This is a genomic window from Streptococcus tangpeifui (genome assembly GCF_044503215.1).
Taxonomy (GTDB): Bacteria; Bacillota; Bacilli; order Lactobacillales; family Streptococcaceae; genus Streptococcus; species Streptococcus tangpeifui.
Genome location: NZ_CP172427.1, coordinates 1,708,280 through 1,728,282, shown reverse-complemented (window position 1 = coordinate 1,728,282; position 20,003 = coordinate 1,708,280). Strand labels below are relative to the sequence as shown.

The following is a 20,003-nucleotide window of genomic DNA, read 5'->3' as shown; positions in this document are numbered from 1 at the left end:
TATGGTATTTTTTCTAGTTGCTTTTAGTTATTTAGTCAGGATACTGACACTTCTTCTGGTTGTCTATGCTCTATTATCCTGGTTTCCAGGAGCTAGAGAGTCTTGGCTAGGTCAGGCTTTGGAAGAGTTCTTAGAACCTTTGCTCAAGCCTTTACGACGTCTACCTCTGCAAATTGCAGGTTTGGATTTTACCATAATTGTGGCGATTTTTATCCTGCAAATGCTCGCGAGACTGTTACCAATTTTATTGTTTTGATGGTTGAAAATGATATTTATCAGCACTTCCGCAAGGAGGAAAGAACCTTTATTGATAAGATGAGGGACTTAGCTGAACGGGTTGAGGATACATATACTTATCAGCTGACGGATTTTTTAGATCCAAGACAGGTAAAAATTGCCGAGAGCGTCTTCGGACAAATGGGGATAAAGTATTACTTATCTACAGCCTATTTGAAAACTGAATATGCTAGAGTAATTGCAGCGCCGGATTATTATGAATTGGAACTGCAAGATTTTGAAATAGCTCTCTTAGAAATTAGCTATAATTCCAAATTCAATCATTTGACACATGCCCAAATCATGGGAAGTTTCATTAACAAGTTAGGTATTCAGCGTAATGTTTTTGGTGATATTATCTTAGCGGAATCTCGGGCTCAAATTATTGTGACGCAACCTCTTGTTAGCTATTTTTCAACGGTCGAAAAGATTGGCCGTGCAGCTGTTAAGATTAAAGAAGTTGATCTTTCACAGCTTTTATCGCCTACCAATAGGGCTAAAGAGCTTGATATTCTAGTTTCAAGTTTGAGGCTTGATAAGGTTATTGCATCAGCTTTTAAATTATCAAGGTCACTAGCCAGTAAATTGGTAGAGCAAGAGAAGGTTAAACTCAACTATGGCCTACTGACCAGACCTGCTGAATTACTAGAGTTGGGAGATTTGGTAAGTGTGCGGGGTTATGGTCGTTTTCAGATTTACCGAGATAATGGCTTATCTAAAAATAAAAAGCATAAGTTAACACTAAAAAAATACGCTAATAAATAAAGAGATTCCCCTAGTCTCACGAAGTCAAACACATGATGAAGTTAGACTTAAACTTGAGTTGAGACTACGAAAAAGAAGGCCAATCAGTTGAACGCTTGAACGCCAATTAAAACTGATAGGCCGATGCAGTAGTGTTAACACGATCTGAAGATGAATGACAATTGGGAGATTGTCGAGGTCTTAGATGGTGTGAACACTACAAAGTTTGTTAGGATGATTTATCGTCAGATAAATGAATATTAAAAATAAATAAGGAGGGTGACATGGCATTAACAGCACTCGATATTAAAGACAAAACTTTTCACACAAAATTCCGCGGCTATAATGAACGGGAGGTTGACGCCTTTCTCGACGACCTTGTAGACGATTTTGAAGATTTAACACGTAAAAACCGTGATCTTGAAGCGAAGATTAAAAATCTTGAAGAAAAACTGGTTTACTTTGATGAAATGAAGGAATCATTGAGTCAATCAGTTATCTTGGCTCAAGAAACTGCTGAAAAAGTTAAATTCTCAGCCAACACACAAGCTACTAACTTGCTCAGCAAGGCCAACTATGATGCTAACCAGCTGATCGATGAAGCTAAGACACGGGCTAACAAGATTTTACGTGACGCAACAGATGAAGCCAAGGCCGTTGCCATCGAAACAGAAGCCCTCAAACGTCAAAGCCGTGTCTTCCACCAACGCCTGTTGAGTACTATTGAAGGTCAGTTGAACATGATTAATTCACAAGAGTGGAGTGAACTCTTGCAACCGACTGCCGTTTATCTGCAAAATTCAGACGAGGCCTTTAAAGAAGTTGTTGAAAAAGTTTTGGATGATAACCAAACCCTTACGAGTGCTGGGACAACAACACCGATTGCAGAATCAGAATCTACTGATGATGCAACTCGCCAATTCACTGAATCTGAAATGGCTGAGCTGCAACGCCGTGTCGAAGAAAGCAACCGTATTCTTGAAGAAACACAAAAACTTGATTTGGGTGAAATTTCTGCAGCGATTGATGCAGCAGATAATACGCCTCAAGCCAAACAAGCCCCAACTATTCAAGATACTTCTGAAATGTCAGCTACAGAATTGGCTGGCGGCGAAGCCCAAACCTTTAAATTGAATATTCAAGACTAAGGAATGTCCCTAGTCTGGAGGAAAACGCGAGCAAGTCCTAATATTTCCAGCGAGCAGGTGATGGTGGAAGACCTGCAGTCCCTTAGGAAAAGCTTATCATTTCCTAGTGTTCTAGCTGAATTTATAGTAGGTTAGGAGGGTGACCCCCTTATCGTCACAAGAGAGAAAAGCTAGTTAAATCTAGTTTTTCTGAATTAAGGTGGTACCACGAGCTTTCGTCCTTATGCAGACGAAGGCTTTTTTATATTTTTCTAAGTCATTAGAAAATCTTATCAAAATGGAAGGTGTATTTATGAAATTAAAAGAGACTTTGAATCTTGGGAAAACAGCATTTCCAATGCGGGCTGGTCTGCCCAATAAGGAACCTCAGTGGCAGGCAGCTTGGTTGGAAGCTAATATTTACGGGAAACGCCAAGCCTTAAATGCCAATAAACCGGCTTTCTTCCTGCATGATGGTCCTCCCTATGCCAATGGAAATATCCATGTTGGGCACGCTCTTAACAAGATTTCTAAAGATATTATCATCCGTTCTAAATCTATGATGGGCTATCGCGCTCCTTATAATCCAGGTTGGGATACGCATGGCCTTCCTATCGAGCAGGTTTTAGCTAAGAAGGGCGTAAAACGCAAGGAGTTAGACCGTGCAGAATATCTTAAACTGTGTCGTGATTATGCCCTTTCCCAAGTAGATAAACAGCGTGAAGATTTTAAACGTCTGGGTGTTTCAGCCGATTGGGACAATCCTTATGTAACCTTGACGCCTGACTATGAAGCTGCTCAGATTCGTGTCTTTGGTGCCATGGCTGATAAGGGTTATATTTATCGTGGAGCCAAGCCAGTCTATTGGTCTTGGTCGTCAGAATCTGCTTTAGCTGAAGCTGAAATTGAATACCATGACCTGGTTTCAACTTCTCTTTACTATGCTAATAAGGTTAAGGATGGTAAAGGAGTTCTGGACAATGATACCTATATCGTTGTCTGGACAACCACCCCATTCACCATCACGGCTTCACGTGGGCTGACTGTGGGGGCAGACTTTAGCTATGTGACTGTTCAAGTGTCTGGTCAAGACCGTAAATATGTCGTAGCCGAGGAACTTTTGGATGATTTGGCTGAGCGTTTTGGTTGGTCCGATTTCCATGTTTTGGAGCGTCATACTGGTGCTGAGTTGGAAATGATTACCACCGAACACCCTTGGGACGGTGAGGTTGAAGAATTGGTCATGGTCGGTGACCATGTTACCCTTGATTCTGGTACAGGAATTGTCCATACCGCTCCGGGCTTTGGTGAAGATGACTATAATGTTGGTATCAAATATGGATTAGAAGTCTCTGTAACAGTTGACAGTCGCGGTATCATGACGCAAGAAGCTGGGCCAGATTTCCAAGGTCAATTCTATGATAAGGTCCTGCCAACAGTTCTTGAAAAATTAGGGGATTTACTCCTTGCTCAAGAAGAAATCACCCACTCCTACCCATTTGATTGGCGGACTAAGAAGCCAATCATCTGGCGGGCTGTTCCCCAATGGTTTGCCTCTGTTTCTAATTTCCGCCAAGAAATATTGGATGAAATTGATAAAACAGTATTCTACCCATCATGGGGAAAGACACGTCTCTATAATATGATTCGTGACCGCGGTGATTGGGTCATTTCACGTCAACGGGCCTGGGGTGTGCCGCTTCCAATCTTCTATGCTGAAGACGGTACAGCAATCATGACCAAAGATGTGACAGACCACGTAGCTGACCTCTTTGCGGAACATGGATCAGTCATTTGGTGGGAATGGGATACTAAAGATCTTCTTCCAGAGGGTTACACCCATCCAGGTTCACCAAATGGTAAATTTACCAAAGAAACGGATATTATGGATGTCTGGTTCGACTCAGGCTCATCATGGAATGGCGTCATGAATCAACGAGAAGGTCTAGGTTATCCAGCTGATCTTTATTTGGAAGGATCTGACCAGTATCGTGGTTGGTTTAACTCGTCTTTGATTACCTCTGTTGCTGTTAACGGGCACGCACCATACAAAGCTATCTTATCACAAGGTTTCGTCCTTGACGGTAAAGGTGAAAAAATGTCTAAGTCACTTGGCAATACTATCCTTCCAAGTGATGTTGAAAAGCAATTTGGTGCTGAAATCCTGCGCCTTTGGGTTGCCTCTGTTGATACAAGCAATGATGTCCGTATTTCAATGGATATCTTGAAACAAACCTCAGAAAGCTATCGTAAGATCCGCAATACGCTTCGCTTCTTGGTAGCTAACACATCTGACTTTAATAAAGCTGATGCAGTCGCTTATGAGGAACTTCGCCCGGTTGACCAATATATGATGATTAAGTTCAACCGATTGGTAGCAACTATCCTCGAAGCTTATAATAATTATGACTTTATGAGTGTCTATAAGGCTGTCAATAATTTCTTGACAGTTGACTTATCAGCTTTCTACTTAGATTTTGCTAAAGATGTTGTCTATATTGAGGCAGCGGACAGTCATGTTCGCCACCAGATGCAAACTGTCTTCTATGATATTCTCGTTAAGATTACTAAGCTTCTGACTCCTATTCTTCCTCATACATCTGAAGAAATTTGGTCTTATCTTGATCAAGAAGCTGAGGACTTTGTTCAATTAGCTGAGATGCCAGAAGCTCAAACCTTCGTAGATCAAGAGCAAGTTCTTGAAAGATGGGAAGCCTTTATGGCCCTTCGTACCCAAGCACAAAAAGCTCTGGAAGAAGCGCGCAATGACAAGTTAATTGGTAAGTCCTTAGAAGCTCATCTCATAATTTATGCAGATCAAGAAACCAGAGAGCTCTTGGATAGCCTTCAAAGTGATATCGCTCAACTTCTAATTGTCTCACAATTAACAGTGACTGACCAAGCAGCACCAGCTGATGCTGTCAGCTTTGACGGTATAGCCTTTAGTGTTGAACATGCAGCTGGAGCAGTTTGTGATCGTTGCCGCCGCACAGATGAAACCACTAAGGAACGTTCTTATGGCGTAACCATCTGTGACCACTGTGCAGAAATTGTCGAAAGCAATTTCCCAGAAGCTGTCGCCCAAGGTTTTGAAGTGAAAGCAAAATAAAAGGCCACTATAGACTATTAAAAAAGGTTTTACAATCTTACTAGGTTGTAAAGCCTTTTTATATCTAATATTTAGAGTAAAAAAGCCACTCATTTAAGTGACTTTTAGTTTGTGGTTGGAATTGAAATTTCAATCAACTTTTCTGTATGACTCGATTTGATTTGATCGGGAATAATGATATCCGGATTAATTTTGCGCTTGAAGAAAAACTCACGAATTTTCTCAATTTCTTCATCTTTGATAGCCCGATGGCGGTTAGAAATCAGGAGTTCATAGTGACCGGGTGCTTTGGAAAAAACAACATCGCTGTTGCCAGCAGAATAAACTTCAACTAATTCAGCATCAGTATTACGCAGCTGATTACGAACAAGTGACGGGTGGCTGCTCGTGGTATTGATTAGTCTCATCGAAGACCTCCTTATCGACTTTGCATAGTAACATTATAGCACGATTTTTTGAAAATAGCGGCTCGCTTATAAGGTTCTATGAGATTTTTTCCACTCTTCAATGCCCCATTTATGACTGCCTCGTTTGAGCTTGCTAATAGCTTCTTCGACTGGGAACCAAGCCAGATGGTTGAAGTCTTCTAAGGGCTTGCCAACAGTTGTATAGCCAGTAACTTCATAGATATAAGCAGGATTGTAAAAGTAGGTATCGCGGTGACTGGAATAGAAATATTCATCAGCCTGGCCATAGTACTGCCCAACCTGTGCCGTAAAGCCCAGCTCTTCAATCAATTCTCGTCCCAAGGCAGTTAGCTTGTCTTCATCAGACTCAATCTCACCGCCCGGCAGGAACCAGGCTCCATTGGGGGCTTGGACCAGGATGATTTCTGTCTGATTCTGATTGGGGATGACAGCATAGACCCCATAGCGGGCAACATAGTTTTTTCCAGCCTCTTTTTGGCCAAAAGTAGGAGTGGACATGGGAATTCCTCATCTTTAGATTTTCTGAGTTTATTATAACATAAGAGAGTCAGATGCTTGCTCATATTTGCCGAAAAACTTGTTAAAAGGAGTCCTTATAAGAGATGCAGAACTGCTCTCTTATTCTCAAGATAAGGATGTTCAATAACTGCTGTGGCAACCATTTAATACTACATAAATAGAATGAATAATAAATAAAAAGGAATGGGATCAATCCAAAAATTGAAAATTTTGGATTGTATTCCCACCCCGCAAGTTGACTAGGTTTTCCGTTTTGGCACAAGGCCAAAACGGAAAAATCAGTTACAGTGGTTCATTGCTGCTAAAGTACCTCAGAAACTGGGTAAGACTAGGTTGGCATGGCCAACAAGTCTTACTCTCACCACTGCACCTAGACAATAAAAATAAGGCTGAGAACTTTTGTCTCAGCCTCACCCTATACAGTTGGCTGTTTTTTGCCCAGCCCTCTAAGGTATTTTACTTAGTCTGTAGAAGAACTTTCTTCCTTACTGGCGATGTTTGCCTCAGCTTTTTTAGCAGCCTTAATGCTAATCTTACCATTTGAGGCCATGACAGCTTTAAAGTTCTTTTCACTTGGATTTTCCAAATAAAAGTCAGTGATCGCATCTTCAATATACTCTTGAATCGTTCGACGCAAAGGCCTTGCTCCCATCTTAGGATCATAACCCAGATCAACTAATTTTTCTTTAACTTTATCCGTTACATCAAGGTGGAGATCATTGCTGGACAGACGCTGATTGACATCGTCTAGCATCAGGTCAACGATATGAAGCAGATTTTCCTTACTCAAGGCCTTGAATTCAATAATACCATCAAAACGGTTCATGAATTCTGGACTGAAGAAGTTACTGAGTTCGCCAAGGACAGAGTTGGTCCGACCTTCACGGGCCGCTCCAAAACCAACAGAAGCTTCTGCTTTACCAGTACCAGCATTAGAGGTCATGATAATAATGGTATCCTTGAAGCTAACAGTCCGGCCTTGACCATCTGTCAGACGACCATCATCCAAGACTTGCAGGAACATGTGCATAACATCAGGATGAGCCTTTTCAACTTCATCTAGGAGGATGAGGGAGTAAGGATTGCGACGAACCTTTTCGGTTAATTGCCCAGCTTCTTCATAGCCAACATATCCTGGAGGGGCACCGACCAATTTGGACACAGCGTGTTTTTCCATGTATTCCGACATATCAAAGCGAATCATGCTGTCGGCTGAACCGAAGAGCTCAATAGCCAATTGTTTAGACAGTTCTGTCTTACCAACACCGGTAGGTCCGACAAAGAGGAAGCTACCGATTGGCCGATTGGGAGCACCCAAACCAACACGATTTCGACGGATGGCCTTAGCAATCTTATCAACAGCATCGTCTTGACCGATAACGTGAGCCTTGAGGTCACTAGCTAGATTAACCAGTTGAGACTGCTCTTTTTCTTTGAGATTACCTACTGGAATATTGGTTTTTTCTTCAACAATGGCTTCAATATGTTTTTCGGTGATGACAGGAATATCTTGCTCATCCAGCTGTTGGGACTGCATTTCCTTATATTTAGCGATTTGATCGCGGAAGTAAGCTGCTTTTTCAAAATCTTCTTCACGAGTGGCTTGGGCCTTGAGATTCTCAGCTTCCACCAACCTTTTGTCAATTTCTTTAGGATCAACAAAATTAAGAGTCAAGTTCATCTTTGAGCCAGCTTCATCCAAAAGATCGATAGCTTTATCCGGCAAGAAACGGTCTTGGATATAACGGTTAGAGAGGACGGCAGCAGCTTCAATAGCGTCATCGGTGTATTTAACATGGTGATAGTCTTGATATTTTGGCTGAATACCACGCAAAATAGTGATAGTTTCTTCCACAGAAGGCTCATCTACCTTGACAGGCTGCATTCGTCGTTCCAGAGCGGCATCTTTTTCGATGATACGATATTCATTGAGGGTAGTTGCTCCAACCAGTTGCAGATCACCGCGAGCTAGGGCTGGCTTTAAGATATTACCAGCATCCATGCTGCCATCTGTTGTACCACCAGCACCTACGATTTCATGGATTTCGTCAATGAAAAGAATAACATCTTGCCGCTGGCGAATTTCTTCCATTAGCTTTTGCATGCGCTCTTCAAATTGACCTCGGATACCAGTTCCTTGAACCAAGCTGACCACATCCAAGCGGATAACCTGCTTGCTCTGCAATTTTTGTGGCACATTACCATCAACGATCTTTTGCGCTAGGCCTTCAACAACAGCGGTTTTACCAACACCAGGTTCACCAATTAGGACAGGATTATTCTTGGTCCGCCGGTTGAGGATTTCAATGACGCGGACAATTTCCTGATCGCGGCCGATGACAGGATCGATATCGCCACGACGGGCCATATCAGTAATATTGATACCAAACTCCTCCAAGATACCTTCGGGTTGCTGAGGCTGAGCCTGAGAACGACGTCCCCTATTAGCTCCACCATTATTGCCTCCACGGTTACCACCATCGCGTCCTGCCTGTGTTTGTGGGGAATTAGGCAAGTCTGGGTTAAAAGCCCTGAAGTTGTTTAAATCGCCAAAGAAATCATCAAAGAAAGAATCCATGGATTGATTCTGTGGATTTTGGCTAGTTAAATTACTGTTGAGAATATTTTCTGGATCAGCTTTCATAATTCGGTAGCAGTTTTGACAGAGATCAATCTGCTTTTGCTGACCATTAACGTTTGCATAGAGATGTATGCTCGCATCGTTGAGCTTACAATTTTGACATAACATAGTAAACCTCCGATCTTGACCTATAGTCAATATTGGTCAAAGTCTATGCTGTTATTATAACATTCAAACTATAGAAAGCAAGCAAAAAGATTGAATTTTAGCAGACAAATCTCAAGAGTGCTAAAAACAAAAGCTAAATGAATAAAATACAGATATTCCTTGACAAATAGCTGAATTATTGTAAAATTATTGTATAAAAATACAAGAAAGAGAAAATATATGGCTAAATCATTTTTAAAAGAGATAGATTTTACTAAAGAAGAGCTGCTGGAACTGATTGAATCAGCTGCTAAATTTAAGAAGCTTAAGAAACAAAAGCAGGTTCACAGATACTTGGAAGGACTCAACATCGCCCTAATCTTTGAGAAAACGTCAACCCGGACACGTTCCGCCTTCACAGTAGCCGGTCAAGATTTAGGAATGAATGTAACCTATTTAGGAGCAGGTGAAACCCAGTTAGGCAAGAAAGAGTCGGTGACTGATACGGCCAAGGTCTTGGGCTCCATGTTTGACGGTATCGAATATCGGGGCTTTAAACAGGATGATGTCGAAACCTTGGCTAAATATTCTGGCGTACCTGTTTGGAATGGCTTGACTGATACCTGGCATCCAACCCAGATGATTGCAGACTTTCTAACCCTTAAGGAGCATTTTGGAAGCTTGGAAGGTCTGAGTATCGCTTATATCGGAGATGGCCGCAACAATATGGCTAATTCTCTCCTAGTCACCTCTGCCATCCTTGGTGTTAACTGCACCATTATTGCTCCTGAGAGTCTGCAGCCGGATCAAGCGATTGTCGATCTGGCCAAACAGCACAATACTGGAGCCAAACTGCTGATAACTGACGATCCAGCAGCTGTTAAGGGTGTAGATATGATTTACACTGATGTTTGGGTTTCTATGGGAGAAGATATAGATTTTAAGGATAGAATCGATTTGCTTCTGCCCTACCAAGTTAATCAGAAACTCCTAGATATGACGCAAAATCCAGAAACCATCGTCATGCACTGCCTACCTGCCTTTCATGATCTCAATACAAGCATTGGTCAGGAAGTCTACGATAAATATGGTTACAGCGAGTTAGAAATCACCGACCAGATTTTTCAAAAATTTAGCCCAATCATTTTCCAAGAGGCTGAGAACCGCCTGCATGCCATCAAGGCCATTATCTACCAATCTTATTAATAGGAAAGAATTGATCCTTAAAACCTTGTGTATGGTTCTGCTTTACAGAGAATAAGTGAATTTCAGTTTAATATAAAGGATAATACTGGCAAAACAGGGCAAATTTGGCTATTTTAGGGTTTCCACCTATCCCATTCTCCTAGTTTATGGTAAAATGAAATTGATTAAAAGATTAATGGAGCAAGGAGCAAAAGTAGTAGCTGGAGATATTTAGATTTCCAAGCTCCTTGTATCTTAGCTAAGGAGAATTTACATGGAATCACATTTGGTGAGAATCATTGATCGTCTCAATTTGATGACGACAGATGGGAGTAATCTGAAACGAAATTTTGAACGTGACGGTGTTGTTGTTGCGGAAGTTTCTTTTGCGAACGATCCTGAAAATGGTCCTGTTTTCACGTTGCGTGATGTCAAGGCACGTGAGACTTACACCTTCGATAGCATTGACCTAATCGCTATGGAAATCTATGACCTGCTTTATTAAGATAATCATAGAAAAATCGGGCTTTTTAGTCCGATTTTTTTATGGCTTCCAGCCAGTTTTTCTCAGAGAGAAAAACAAGAAAACCACCAGCTAGGCTGGTGGCAGATAAGGCTTTTAGTTTCCATTTATTTTTAGTCCGAGAGTGGGGCTCAATCAGTAAATTGTGATAATATCGCGATTTTGATTTTCCCCGTTCTCTATTTTAGGGCTCAGATCTCTGCCACATTCTTGTTTTTAGGTGGCAGGCTTTGGCAGTCTATCCCCAGACTACCAAAGTCCACTGGAGTATTTCAATCCCACCTAGGTACAGTTGATCTTGGTTTTCTCAAACAGTCTCCCAGACTGTTTGACCTATCACTTGCACAGTACTTAAACCAGTTACAGAAAGCCAATCAGCAGTGGTTCATTGGTGCTAAAGCACCTCATGAACTTGAACTGTGCAGAGATGAGACTTCTTGGCGTATCCAACAAGTCCTACTCCCAACAACTGCATCGATCTGGTAAATCTAGAACAATGTTAACGAGTCTGGACTTTTGCCCCAGACGCAAATAAACCGCCTATTTAAAGGAGAATCATAATTAGATGTTCATCAAGAAATAATAACAGGCAAATTTAAGTGGTTATCCTTATCTAAAACTATTGTGGACTTGGAGGTATCTTAGCTAATGGTAGATTTGAAGTTTTAGCAATGGCTGTTTTGTATGATTAATGATACAAGAAAAACCAATCTTTACGAGAAATTTTAGTACCTAGATCTCTTGTTTTAGATGAAATTTGGAGCAGTATGATTCTGTTCCTCTGCTGATTTACAGAAAATACTTGACAGTATTGTGAAATAATGTACAATATTCCTGTAATCGATTACAAAAAATAATTATATATAGGAGGAAGTGATATGAAAGCAGTTGTTGTAAACCAAGCATCAAATGGTGTTGAGGTAGTGGATCATGCTTTACCGACGGTTGAATATGGAGAGGCACTTGTGAAAGTTGAGTACTGTGGTGTTTGTCATACCGACTTGCATGTTGCTCATGGAGATTTTGGTCAAGTGCCTGGACGTATTCTTGGTCACGAAGGTATTGGTATCGTCCAAGAAATTGGCGAAGGTGTTGAATCGTTAAGAGTCGGTGATCGTGTCTCTATTGCATGGTTCTTCGAAGGATGCGGCCATTGTGAATACTGTACAACAGGTCGCGAAACCCTCTGTCGTTCTGTTAAAAATGCTGGCTATAACGTGGATGGCGGTATGAGTGAATATGCAGTTGTTACTGCTGACTACGCTGTCAAAGTGCCTGAAGCTTTAGATCCTGCTCAAGCCTCATCGATTACCTGTGCAGGTGTAACTACTTACAAAGCTATTAAAGAAGCAGGAGCAGCTCCTGGTAAATGGATTTGTATCTTTGGGGCTGGTGGTCTTGGCAACTTAGCGGTTCAATATGCTAAAAAAGTTTTCAATGCGCAAGTTGTCGCTGTAGATATCAACCAAGATAAGCTCAATCTGGCTAAAGAATCTGGCGCAGATATTATTGTCAATGGCAAAGAAGTTGACGATGTTGCTGCCTATATTCAAGAGAAAACAGGTGGTTGTCACGGGGTAGTGGTAACCGCAGTTTCAAAAGTTGCCTTTAACCAAGCTATTGATAGTGTCCGTGCGGGCGGTACAGTAGTGGCTGTTGGCCTTCCATCAGAATATATGGAACTTTCTATTGTAAAAACTGTTCTTGATGGCATTCGTGTTGTTGGTTCGCTCGTAGGAACACGAAAAGATTTGGAAGAAGCCTTTGATTTTGGTGCGCAAGGATTGGTTGTACCGATTGTTGAAACAGTTGATGTGGATACAGCACCTGATGTCTTTGATGAAATGGAAGCAGGCAAAATTCAGGGTCGCAAGGTTCTTGATTTCACTAAATTAGCTTAAGCATTAACCAGACTGCCTAGTAATTTGTGGTAATCCACGATTAATACTGGTGAGCAGCACTTACCCATTCCGTATCACTGAAAAACGCTCTAGGTATTTATCCTTAAAGTTGGACTAAACTATAATCTAACAGTGAGGATACAGTCCATAGTGGAGCGTTTTTTTTTACGATTGTCAAAGAATATTAAAAGGTTTCTTGTTGTAGATGCAACGACAAGAAATGGAAATATAGCCATGCATAGGAAAACACGGCTGCTGACAAAGAGGGAGAAAATGAAGAAAGAATCGCAGATCCAATAAAGGCAGAGGGACACTTTGTCTTCTAAATCCATCTAAGTTAACAATAAAATACTACAAAGGCAATTGATGATTTTCTTTGCGCCAGCTCAGAAAAATTCCCAATGGCTTTTTATTTACCTTCTAGTTATTTTTTCCAGAAAAATATGCAGGAATTTTGAGGAATTTCGAAAATTATAAAATAACATTGTATTATTATACATTTTATGGTAGAATGATTTACAAATTTATTGATGAGGCGTCTTCTTTTAAGTCAGTTGCCCGTCATTAGGAAACAGCCGATTGGCTATTTAAAAATAGGAGTAAATCTGTGCATTTCGATTTTTCTTTTTTACCCAAGTATTGGGGTTATTTTAACTATGGTGTTCTTGTCACCATTATGATTTCTATCTGTGTGGTTTTCTTTGGGACCATTCTTGGTGTACTGGTAGCTCTTGCTAAGCGTTCGTCTATCAAAGTTTTGAACTGGTTGGTGAGCTTTTATGTCTGGGTCTTTCGCGGGACTCCTATGGTGGTGCAAATCATGATTGCCTTCTTGTGGATGGACTTTAAAAACGCACCTTCTATTGGATTTGGAACAGTCGAACTAGACTTTTCACGCCTAATTCCAGGTATCATTATCCTCTCGCTTAACAGCGGGGCTTATATCTCTGAAATTGTTCGAGCAGGGATTGAAGCCGTGCCTAAGGGACAAACTGAAGCTGCCTATTCTTTGGGAATTAAGCCTGGAAAGGCTATGCGCTATGTGGTCTTACCACAGGCCTTTAAAAATATCCTGCCGGCCTTGGGTAATGAATTTATCACCATCATTAAGGATAGTTCGCTCTTGCAAACCATTGGAATTATGGAATTGTGGAATGGTGCCCAAACTGTTTTGGCAACGACTTACGTTCCTTTGGAGCCCCTCTTGTTTGCAGCCTTCTACTACCTCATGCTGACAACCATCTTAACGGCTGGTCAGAAGTGGCTTGAAAATCGTCTCGGGAAAGGACAAAAAGCATGACAGATACCTTGATTAGCATTAAAAATCTGCATAAGTATTTTGGACAAAATGAAGTTCTTAATGGGATTGATTTAGATATTAAAAGAGGCGAAGTTGTCGCTATTATTGGTCCGTCAGGATCTGGTAAATCAACCTTTCTTAGGACCATGAATCTGTTAGAAGTTCCTACCAAAGGGACTGTCAGTTTTGAAGGTGTTGATATCACTGACAAGAAAAACGATGTTTTCAAAATGCGCGAAAAAATGGGGATGGTTTTCCAGCAGTTTAACCTCTTCCCAAATATGAATGTACTGGAAAATATCACCTTGGCGCCAACTAAAATCAAGGGCCAATCCAAGAGTCAGGCGGAAAAGAAAGCCTATGAGCTATTGGAGAAAGTCGGACTCAAGGACAAGGCTAAGGCTAATCCAACCTCACTTTCAGGTGGTCAGCAGCAGCGGATTGCTATTGCCCGTGGTTTAGCTATGGATCCAGATGTTCTTCTCTTTGACGAACCCACTTCTGCCTTAGACCCTGAAATGGTCGGAGAAGTTTTGGCGGTTATTCAAGATTTGGCCATGTCTGGTATGACCATGGTCATCGTCACTCATGAAATGGGGTTTGCCCGTGAGGTCGCTGATCGTGTTATTTTCATGGACGGCGGTATCATTGTCGAAGAGGGCAGTCCTCAAGAAGTATTTGAAAATACTAAGGAAGAGCGGACTAAGGACTTCCTCGGGAAGGTCTTATAAGCAGCCTAGAGATTAGAGTGATCTAGTTTTTGGTCTAGTTTGGATAATAATCGGAAAAAGGAGCGAAAGATTATAATTTTTCGCTCCTTTTTGAAATGATTCCAATCTTCTTTAAACGCCTATCTAATGGGCTTTTCTATGGTATAATAGTAACAGTAAAATTTTTTCTTGTCAGCAAAGGAGGTCCTGATGATTTTACAAGAGGCAGACTTAAATAAGTCCTATCAAGTTGTCAGTATTAATCTGCCAGAAGATAGCCTGCGTCACCTCTCTAATCTGGGCCTCAGGGTAGATACGACCTTAAAAGTCCTGTCTAAGACCAAGTCCAGTGCCATTATCCTCTTAAAAGCTAATCGTTTGGCTTTTGACACATCAATATTAGCTAATATTGATGTAGCTGATTTAGCTGAGGAGGAAGAAATTCTCCCCTTATCGGAATTGAAAGTCGGTCAGTCTGCGTATGTTGAAAATATATATGCTCTCAATGAGGCCAAGCGCCGCTTAATGGATATGGGCTTGACCAAACATACTAAGATTTATTTGCGTAAAGTAGCACCGCTTGGGGATCCTATCGAAATCAGTCTGCGAGGTTACGAATTGACCTTGCGGAAATCAGAAGCTCAAATGGTTAGTGTTATTAGAATCAAGGATGAGGAAGGAGACAGGGAATGACAGAAATTGCTCTTATTGGGAATCCCAATAGTGGTAAAACCAGCCTGTTTAATCTGCTGACGGGAACCAACCAGCAAGTGGGGAATTGGCCTGGTGTTACCGTTGAGAGAAAAAGCGGTCAGGTTAAAAAATTATCAAGTGTAACTGTTCAGGATTTGCCAGGCATCTATTCGCTTTCTCCTTATAGCCCAGAAGAAAAGATTGCCCGCGATTATCTCCTTAGCAACCATTCGGATGCTATTTTAAATGTGGTTGATACAACTAATTTGGAACGAAATCTCTATCTGACGACCCAATTGATTGAGACAGGCATTCCAGTTACCCTTGCTCTCAATATGAGTGATGTGCTCAAGAGTCAAGGGAAGGCTATTAATGCTGAAAAACTATCCTATCAATTAGGCTTACCAGTCATCGCAACCAGTGCCCTGAAGAATACTGGTGTTGACAAGGCCATTAAAAAAGCCAGTCAGACTACCAAGGCTAGTGTGGAGACCATCCAGTATCCAGCCTATGATGATAAATTTGAGGCAGCTTTGGCCCAAATTATTCAAGTGCTTGGTCAAACAGTACCTCAGAGGTCCAGCCGCTTTTATGCCATCAAACTCTTTGAGAGGGATCAACTGGTTCAGGCAGAAGTCAACCTCTCCCCTTTCCAAAAGAAAGAGATTGATGACATTATCAAGATTACTGAAGAAGTCTTTACCGAAGATTCAGAAACGATTGTTGTTAACCAGCGTTACGCTTTTATTGAACGTGTCTGTCAGATGGCTCAGAGTCAGGATGACGACTTTAAGATGACTCTTTCTGACCGTATTGATAAGATTGTGACCAATCGGATTTTAGCCTTGCCGATTTTTGCTATGGCTATGTTCATGGTTTATTACCTCTCTATTCAGACGGTGGGCACCTTTGGAACAGATTGGGTCAATGATGTCCTCTTCGGTAGCTATATTCCTGATTTAGTCACCAACATTTTACAGGATTTACGGGTGGCCGACTGGCTCCAGTCCTTAATTGTGGATGGGATTGTTGCTGGGATTGGGACTGTACTGGGGTTTTTGCCCCAAATTTTTGTTCTTTTTGTCTGTCTAGGCATTCTGGAAGACATTGGGTATATGAGTCGGATTGCTTTCGTCATGGATCGAATTTTCCGACGTTTTGGTTTGTCAGGAAAGTCCTTCATTCCGATGCTGATTTCAACAGGTTGTGGTGTACCGGGAATTATGGCCAGCCGAACTATTGAAAATGAGCGGGATCGTCGTATTACTATTATGACAGCAACCTTTATGCCTTGCTCAGCTAAACTGTCCATAATTGCCCTGATTGCAGGAGCTTTCTTTCCCAACAGCCCTTGGGTTGCTCCAAGTACCTATTTTATGGGGATGCTGGCTATCATTTTTTCAGGGATCGCCCTTAAGAAAACCTCCTTCTTGGGTGGTTATACCAGTCCCTTTATTATGGAATTGCCTAGCTATCACCTGCCTAAGACTAGAGCCGTGTTGCGTTATGCCTTGGGGAAGGCTATGAGCTTTGTCAAACGAGCTGGGACTATCATCTTTAGCTTGACTGTCCTGATTTGGTTTATGTCTTCCTATAATTTTGCTTTCCAAGCGGTTGAAACTGACCAAAGTATCTTGGCCAGTCTCGGTCGTCTCTTAGCTTGGATTTTCACACCGCTGGGATTTGGAAACTGGAAAGCGACAGTTGCAGCCATTACTGGTCTAGCAGCCAAGGAAACAGTGGTAGCGACCTTTGGGATTCTCTACCACAATCCAGATGCGACCGAGACCAGTCATGCTCTTTGGTCCAGCCTTCAAGGAGATTATACAGCTCTAGCTGCCTATTCCTTCCTGACCTTTAATCTCCTCTGTGCTCCATGCTTTGCGGCCATCGGAGCTATTCGCCGGGAAATGGGCAACCTCAGATGGACCTTGCTGGCCATTGGTTTCCAAACTGGTCTAGCCTATTTAGTCAGTCTAGTTATCTATCAATTAGGTTTGGTCTTGCTTTATGGTAGGACTTTCACTGTTTGGACAGGTCTAGCTCTATTGATTGTTGGGGGCATGGTTTATTTTATCCTGAGGAAACCGAGTCAGGTCAAGGAAAAAGTCATTACCTTGGAAAATCTTCCTTTAGCAGATAAACTATAAATGTGGAGGTTTAATTTATGTCAACCTTTATTATTGCAAGCTTGATTGCCCTAGCTGTTCTAGCTGGTCTGCGTCATTATATTAAACAAAAAGGATCCTGTGGCGACTGCGATTGTGCCTGTCCTATTAAAGATGAAATGCATAAGGTTAAAAAAATCAACCAGAAGATTTCTTAATCAGAAGGGTCCTAGCAGGGTTAGCCTATCAACACGAACGAGGATAGACAGCCATGATGATTTAGCTCTCACCTATGAAGTATTGTAACCTCTGAAGAGTTACAAAAGATTGGTAAATCTTCATAAAATGGCGATTGCGATTTTCCTAGCTCTCCCATTTTAAGGTTCTAACTTCTACTGTTCTCTTGTTTTACGGCAGCAAGTTTTGACAGCTTATCTCCAGACTGCCAAACGCTCCTTAAGCCAATAAGTCCATGAGGTTGGGCAAGACATCCATGATGGCTCCGCCCTCACCCACAGAATAATGAAAACGGACACACAGCCCTCACTAGGTGTATAATCTTAGTGAGGGCTTTGTGGTTGACGAGTTAATGATTCTAGTAATCGAGGGCAAAACTGATCCACTCTACTGACGAGCACCCCAAAATATGCGATAAGCATGAGTATAAAAATACGACTAAAATTCGGTAGATAAGCTCTCTTATTTTAGGAAGGAGGGAATTGTCATGGATGTTCTCTATCAATCTTGTGCAGGTATTGATGTCCATCAAGCCAATATTGTTGTTTGTATTTTACATGGGTCACTCACCTCAACTCGTCCAAAGCGTGAGATGGCAACTTTTGATACAACAACTAAAGGCCTACGTGCTTGCCACGATTTTCTTAGACAATTTCATGTGGAAGCCGTTGGTCTGGAAAGCACCGGTGTTTATTGGCGACCTGTCTGGCATGCTCTATGTGATGACTTCGAGTTGATACTCGCTCAACCAGCTCACATGAAGGCCATTCCGGGTCAGAAAACCGATAAGAAAGATGCTCACTGGATTGCTAAATTAACACGGATTGGTCTGCTTCCTCGGAGTTTCGTTCCCGATGAAACCATCCAAGAATTGAGAGAGTTGACCAGACAACGAAAACATTATGTGGAAAGCCGTAATCGTGAAACCAATCGTATTCATAAAATTCTTCAGTCAGGCGGCATTAAGATAACGACGTATATCGAAGATATTATGGGTGCTTCTGGTCGTCATCTCCTTCAACTATTGATTGATAAGACGCCTATTACTCCTCGCATTGTCCATCAATCAGTTTATACCACCTTGAAGAAGAAAGTGCCACAACTTCTGGAAGCCTTGGATGGTTATTTCTCTGACCATCATTGCTTTATGTTAAAGCAGTCCTTGGAGATTTATGATTTTTATCAGAAGCAGATTGAGTTGTTGGAAGAGCGAATCAATAGCTATCTATCACAATACGAGAAACAAGTAGAAGTTTTGGATTCTATTCCTGGTATCGATGTGATTACAGCTTCTGTCATCATTTCTGAGGTTGGTGTTGACATGAGCCAGTTTCCAACTGCTGGACATTTAGCCTCTTGGGCAGGACTTTGTCCTGGTAATAATGAGAGTGCTGGCAAGAAACGCAGTACCAAGATTCGACATGGTAATTCCTATTTGAAAAAATGCTTATGTCAAGCCGCTTTTGCCGCTAGGAATCAAAAAGGAAGTCCCTTAGTGGAACGATTTTATCAGATTCAAAATCGGCGTGGTCCACAGAAAGTAACAATTGCCCTAGCACATCAATTATTAAAAATAGCCTATATCCTCTTAAAAGGACAGATGACTTATTCTGAATTTTTAGCACAGAAAAAGACTACTAGGGACGAGCTAGTAGTCTAAATATAATTTTTTTCGCTTTGATTATATCATAGGGAGGGAATTTTTGCATTCTTTGTAGTTTTCGTATAAAAAATTTGTCCAGGCTTTCTGCTTTGGAATAAATTTTTGACGCAGTAGTTGGGAGTAAGAATTGTTAGTTATGCCAAGAGTCTTACCCCTGCACAGTTCATTAGGTTCTTTAGCACCAATGAAACACTGCTGGTTGGTTTTACTTTTGTCGCAAGGCTAAAACGAAGCGGAAAGCCTAAACGAATGTGATGAACAGCGTTCATCTTATTTCCCACCTCCGCATAGCTGATATTGGTTTTCTCAAACAGTCTCCCAGACTGTTTGACCTATCTCTTGCGTGGTAGTTAAACGGTCCAGTGGACTGTTTCAGGGAGTACCTGACGATGGGACTACACCCCAAGATAAGGACTGCCAATCAACCACTGCTCAATCTGGTAAATCTCGAACAATGCTAATGAGTCTGGACTTTTGTCCCAGACTTTTTGAGCTGTGTGGGGGTGGAGTGAAACGGTCTGGGGAGAGACCGTTTCAGGTCACCACTCTAAAATCAGGACGTTGTGAGAATCAAAATTTTCAATTTTTGGGGTGATTCCACTCCCTTTTTGGTATAATAAAAAAACAAGGTCAAGCTGGTAGGCTTTGGAAGATTTGACTTCAAGTACAGAAAAAGACTTTCTTGCCTAGAATAAGGCCATTCAGCAGATTCTGCGTACTGCTTGCCGTGGCAAGCACATAAAGTTTGCGCA

At 41.6% G+C, this 20,003-nt stretch carries 16 protein-coding genes; 13 read left to right on the top strand and 3 right to left on the bottom strand.

Annotated features, from left to right (window positions below; genetic code table 11):
• Nucleotide 1: 1 nt before the first annotated feature.
• The 4 genes from ACFSN5_RS07905 to ileS all read left to right on the top strand — a co-directional run bounded on the left by ACFSN5_RS07905 (nt 2) and on the right by ileS (nt 5,256).
• The gene (locus ACFSN5_RS07905; protein WP_165211378.1) at nt 2-256 is read left to right on the top strand and encodes a YggT family protein; all 255 of its coding nucleotides are present in this window, start codon (nt 2-4) and stop codon (nt 254-256) included.
• Nucleotides 256-1,041, top strand: a complete 786-nt coding sequence (locus ACFSN5_RS07900) for an RNA-binding protein (RefSeq protein WP_165211375.1) — start codon at nt 256-258, stop codon at nt 1,039-1,041. The genes ACFSN5_RS07905 and ACFSN5_RS07900 overlap by 1 nt, the downstream gene beginning before the upstream one ends.
• A gap of 263 nt (nt 1,042-1,304) precedes the next feature.
• Nucleotides 1,305-2,168, top strand: coding sequence for a DivIVA domain-containing protein (locus tag ACFSN5_RS07895; protein WP_004226202.1), 864 nt, complete (start codon nt 1,305-1,307; stop codon nt 2,166-2,168).
• 292 nt (nt 2,169-2,460) lie between these two features.
• Complete coding sequence (gene ileS / locus ACFSN5_RS07890) at nt 2,461-5,256, top strand: isoleucine--tRNA ligase (RefSeq protein ID WP_165329379.1); 2,796 nt, start codon at nt 2,461-2,463, stop codon at nt 5,254-5,256.
• A 104-nt stretch (nt 5,257-5,360) separates the two neighbouring features.
• On the opposite strand, the gene ACFSN5_RS07885 is transcribed toward ileS, so the two are convergent.
• The 3 genes from ACFSN5_RS07885 to ACFSN5_RS07875 form a co-directional block, all read right to left on the bottom strand.
• Nucleotides 5,361-5,663: a DUF1827 family protein gene (locus ACFSN5_RS07885; protein WP_165211366.1), complete on the bottom strand. Its 303-nt coding sequence runs from the start codon at nt 5,661-5,663 to the stop codon at nt 5,361-5,363.
• A gap of 66 nt (nt 5,664-5,729) precedes the next feature.
• Nucleotides 5,730-6,182 carry an NUDIX hydrolase gene (locus ACFSN5_RS07880; protein WP_165211363.1) on the bottom strand — a complete coding sequence of 151 codons (453 nt, stop codon included), beginning with the start codon at nt 6,180-6,182 and terminating at the stop codon, nt 5,730-5,732.
• 481 nt (nt 6,183-6,663) lie between these two features.
• Complete coding sequence (locus ACFSN5_RS07875) at nt 6,664-8,952, bottom strand: ATP-dependent Clp protease ATP-binding subunit (protein WP_165211360.1); 2,289 nt, start codon at nt 8,950-8,952, stop codon at nt 6,664-6,666.
• Nucleotides 8,953-9,171: 219 nt separating this feature from the next.
• Between ACFSN5_RS07875 and argF the strand changes: the two genes are divergently transcribed.
• From argF to ACFSN5_RS07830, 9 genes are all read left to right on the top strand, one after another.
• Nucleotides 9,172-10,137 (top strand): ornithine carbamoyltransferase, encoded by a 966-nt coding sequence (argF, locus tag ACFSN5_RS07870; protein ID WP_165211357.1) that lies wholly within the window; start codon nt 9,172-9,174, stop codon nt 10,135-10,137.
• A gap of 253 nt (nt 10,138-10,390) precedes the next feature.
• Nucleotides 10,391-10,621 (top strand): DUF1797 family protein, encoded by a 231-nt coding sequence (locus ACFSN5_RS07865; protein ID WP_004228013.1) that lies wholly within the window; start codon nt 10,391-10,393, stop codon nt 10,619-10,621.
• A gap of 896 nt (nt 10,622-11,517) precedes the next feature.
• A complete protein-coding gene (adhP, locus tag ACFSN5_RS07860; RefSeq protein ID WP_165211354.1) occupies nt 11,518-12,540 on the top strand; it encodes an alcohol dehydrogenase AdhP in 1,023 nt (340 codons plus the stop codon).
• A gap of 607 nt (nt 12,541-13,147) precedes the next feature.
• The gene (locus ACFSN5_RS07855) at nt 13,148-13,840 is read left to right on the top strand and encodes an amino acid ABC transporter permease (protein ID WP_165211351.1); all 693 of its coding nucleotides are present in this window, start codon (nt 13,148-13,150) and stop codon (nt 13,838-13,840) included.
• The gene (locus ACFSN5_RS07850) at nt 13,837-14,571 is read left to right on the top strand and encodes an amino acid ABC transporter ATP-binding protein (RefSeq protein ID WP_004226865.1); all 735 of its coding nucleotides are present in this window, start codon (nt 13,837-13,839) and stop codon (nt 14,569-14,571) included. Before ACFSN5_RS07855 ends, ACFSN5_RS07850 begins: the two co-directional genes overlap by 4 nt.
• A 189-nt stretch (nt 14,572-14,760) precedes the next feature.
• Complete coding sequence (locus ACFSN5_RS07845) at nt 14,761-15,243, top strand: ferrous iron transport protein A (RefSeq protein ID WP_165211345.1); 483 nt, start codon at nt 14,761-14,763, stop codon at nt 15,241-15,243.
• Complete coding sequence (gene feoB, locus ACFSN5_RS07840) at nt 15,240-17,393, top strand: ferrous iron transport protein B (protein ID WP_165211342.1); 2,154 nt, start codon at nt 15,240-15,242, stop codon at nt 17,391-17,393. The genes ACFSN5_RS07845 and feoB overlap by 4 nt, the downstream gene beginning before the upstream one ends.
• A 17-nt stretch (nt 17,394-17,410) precedes the next feature.
• On the top strand, nt 17,411-17,569 hold the full coding sequence (locus tag ACFSN5_RS07835; RefSeq protein ID WP_165211339.1) for a FeoB-associated Cys-rich membrane protein: 159 nt from the start codon (nt 17,411-17,413) through the stop codon (nt 17,567-17,569).
• 506 nt (nt 17,570-18,075) lie between these two features.
• Nucleotides 18,076-19,248 carry an IS110 family transposase gene (locus ACFSN5_RS07830; protein ID WP_398600561.1) on the top strand — a complete coding sequence of 391 codons (1,173 nt, stop codon included), beginning with the start codon at nt 18,076-18,078 and terminating at the stop codon, nt 19,246-19,248.
• Nucleotides 19,249-20,003 lie beyond the last annotated feature (755 nt).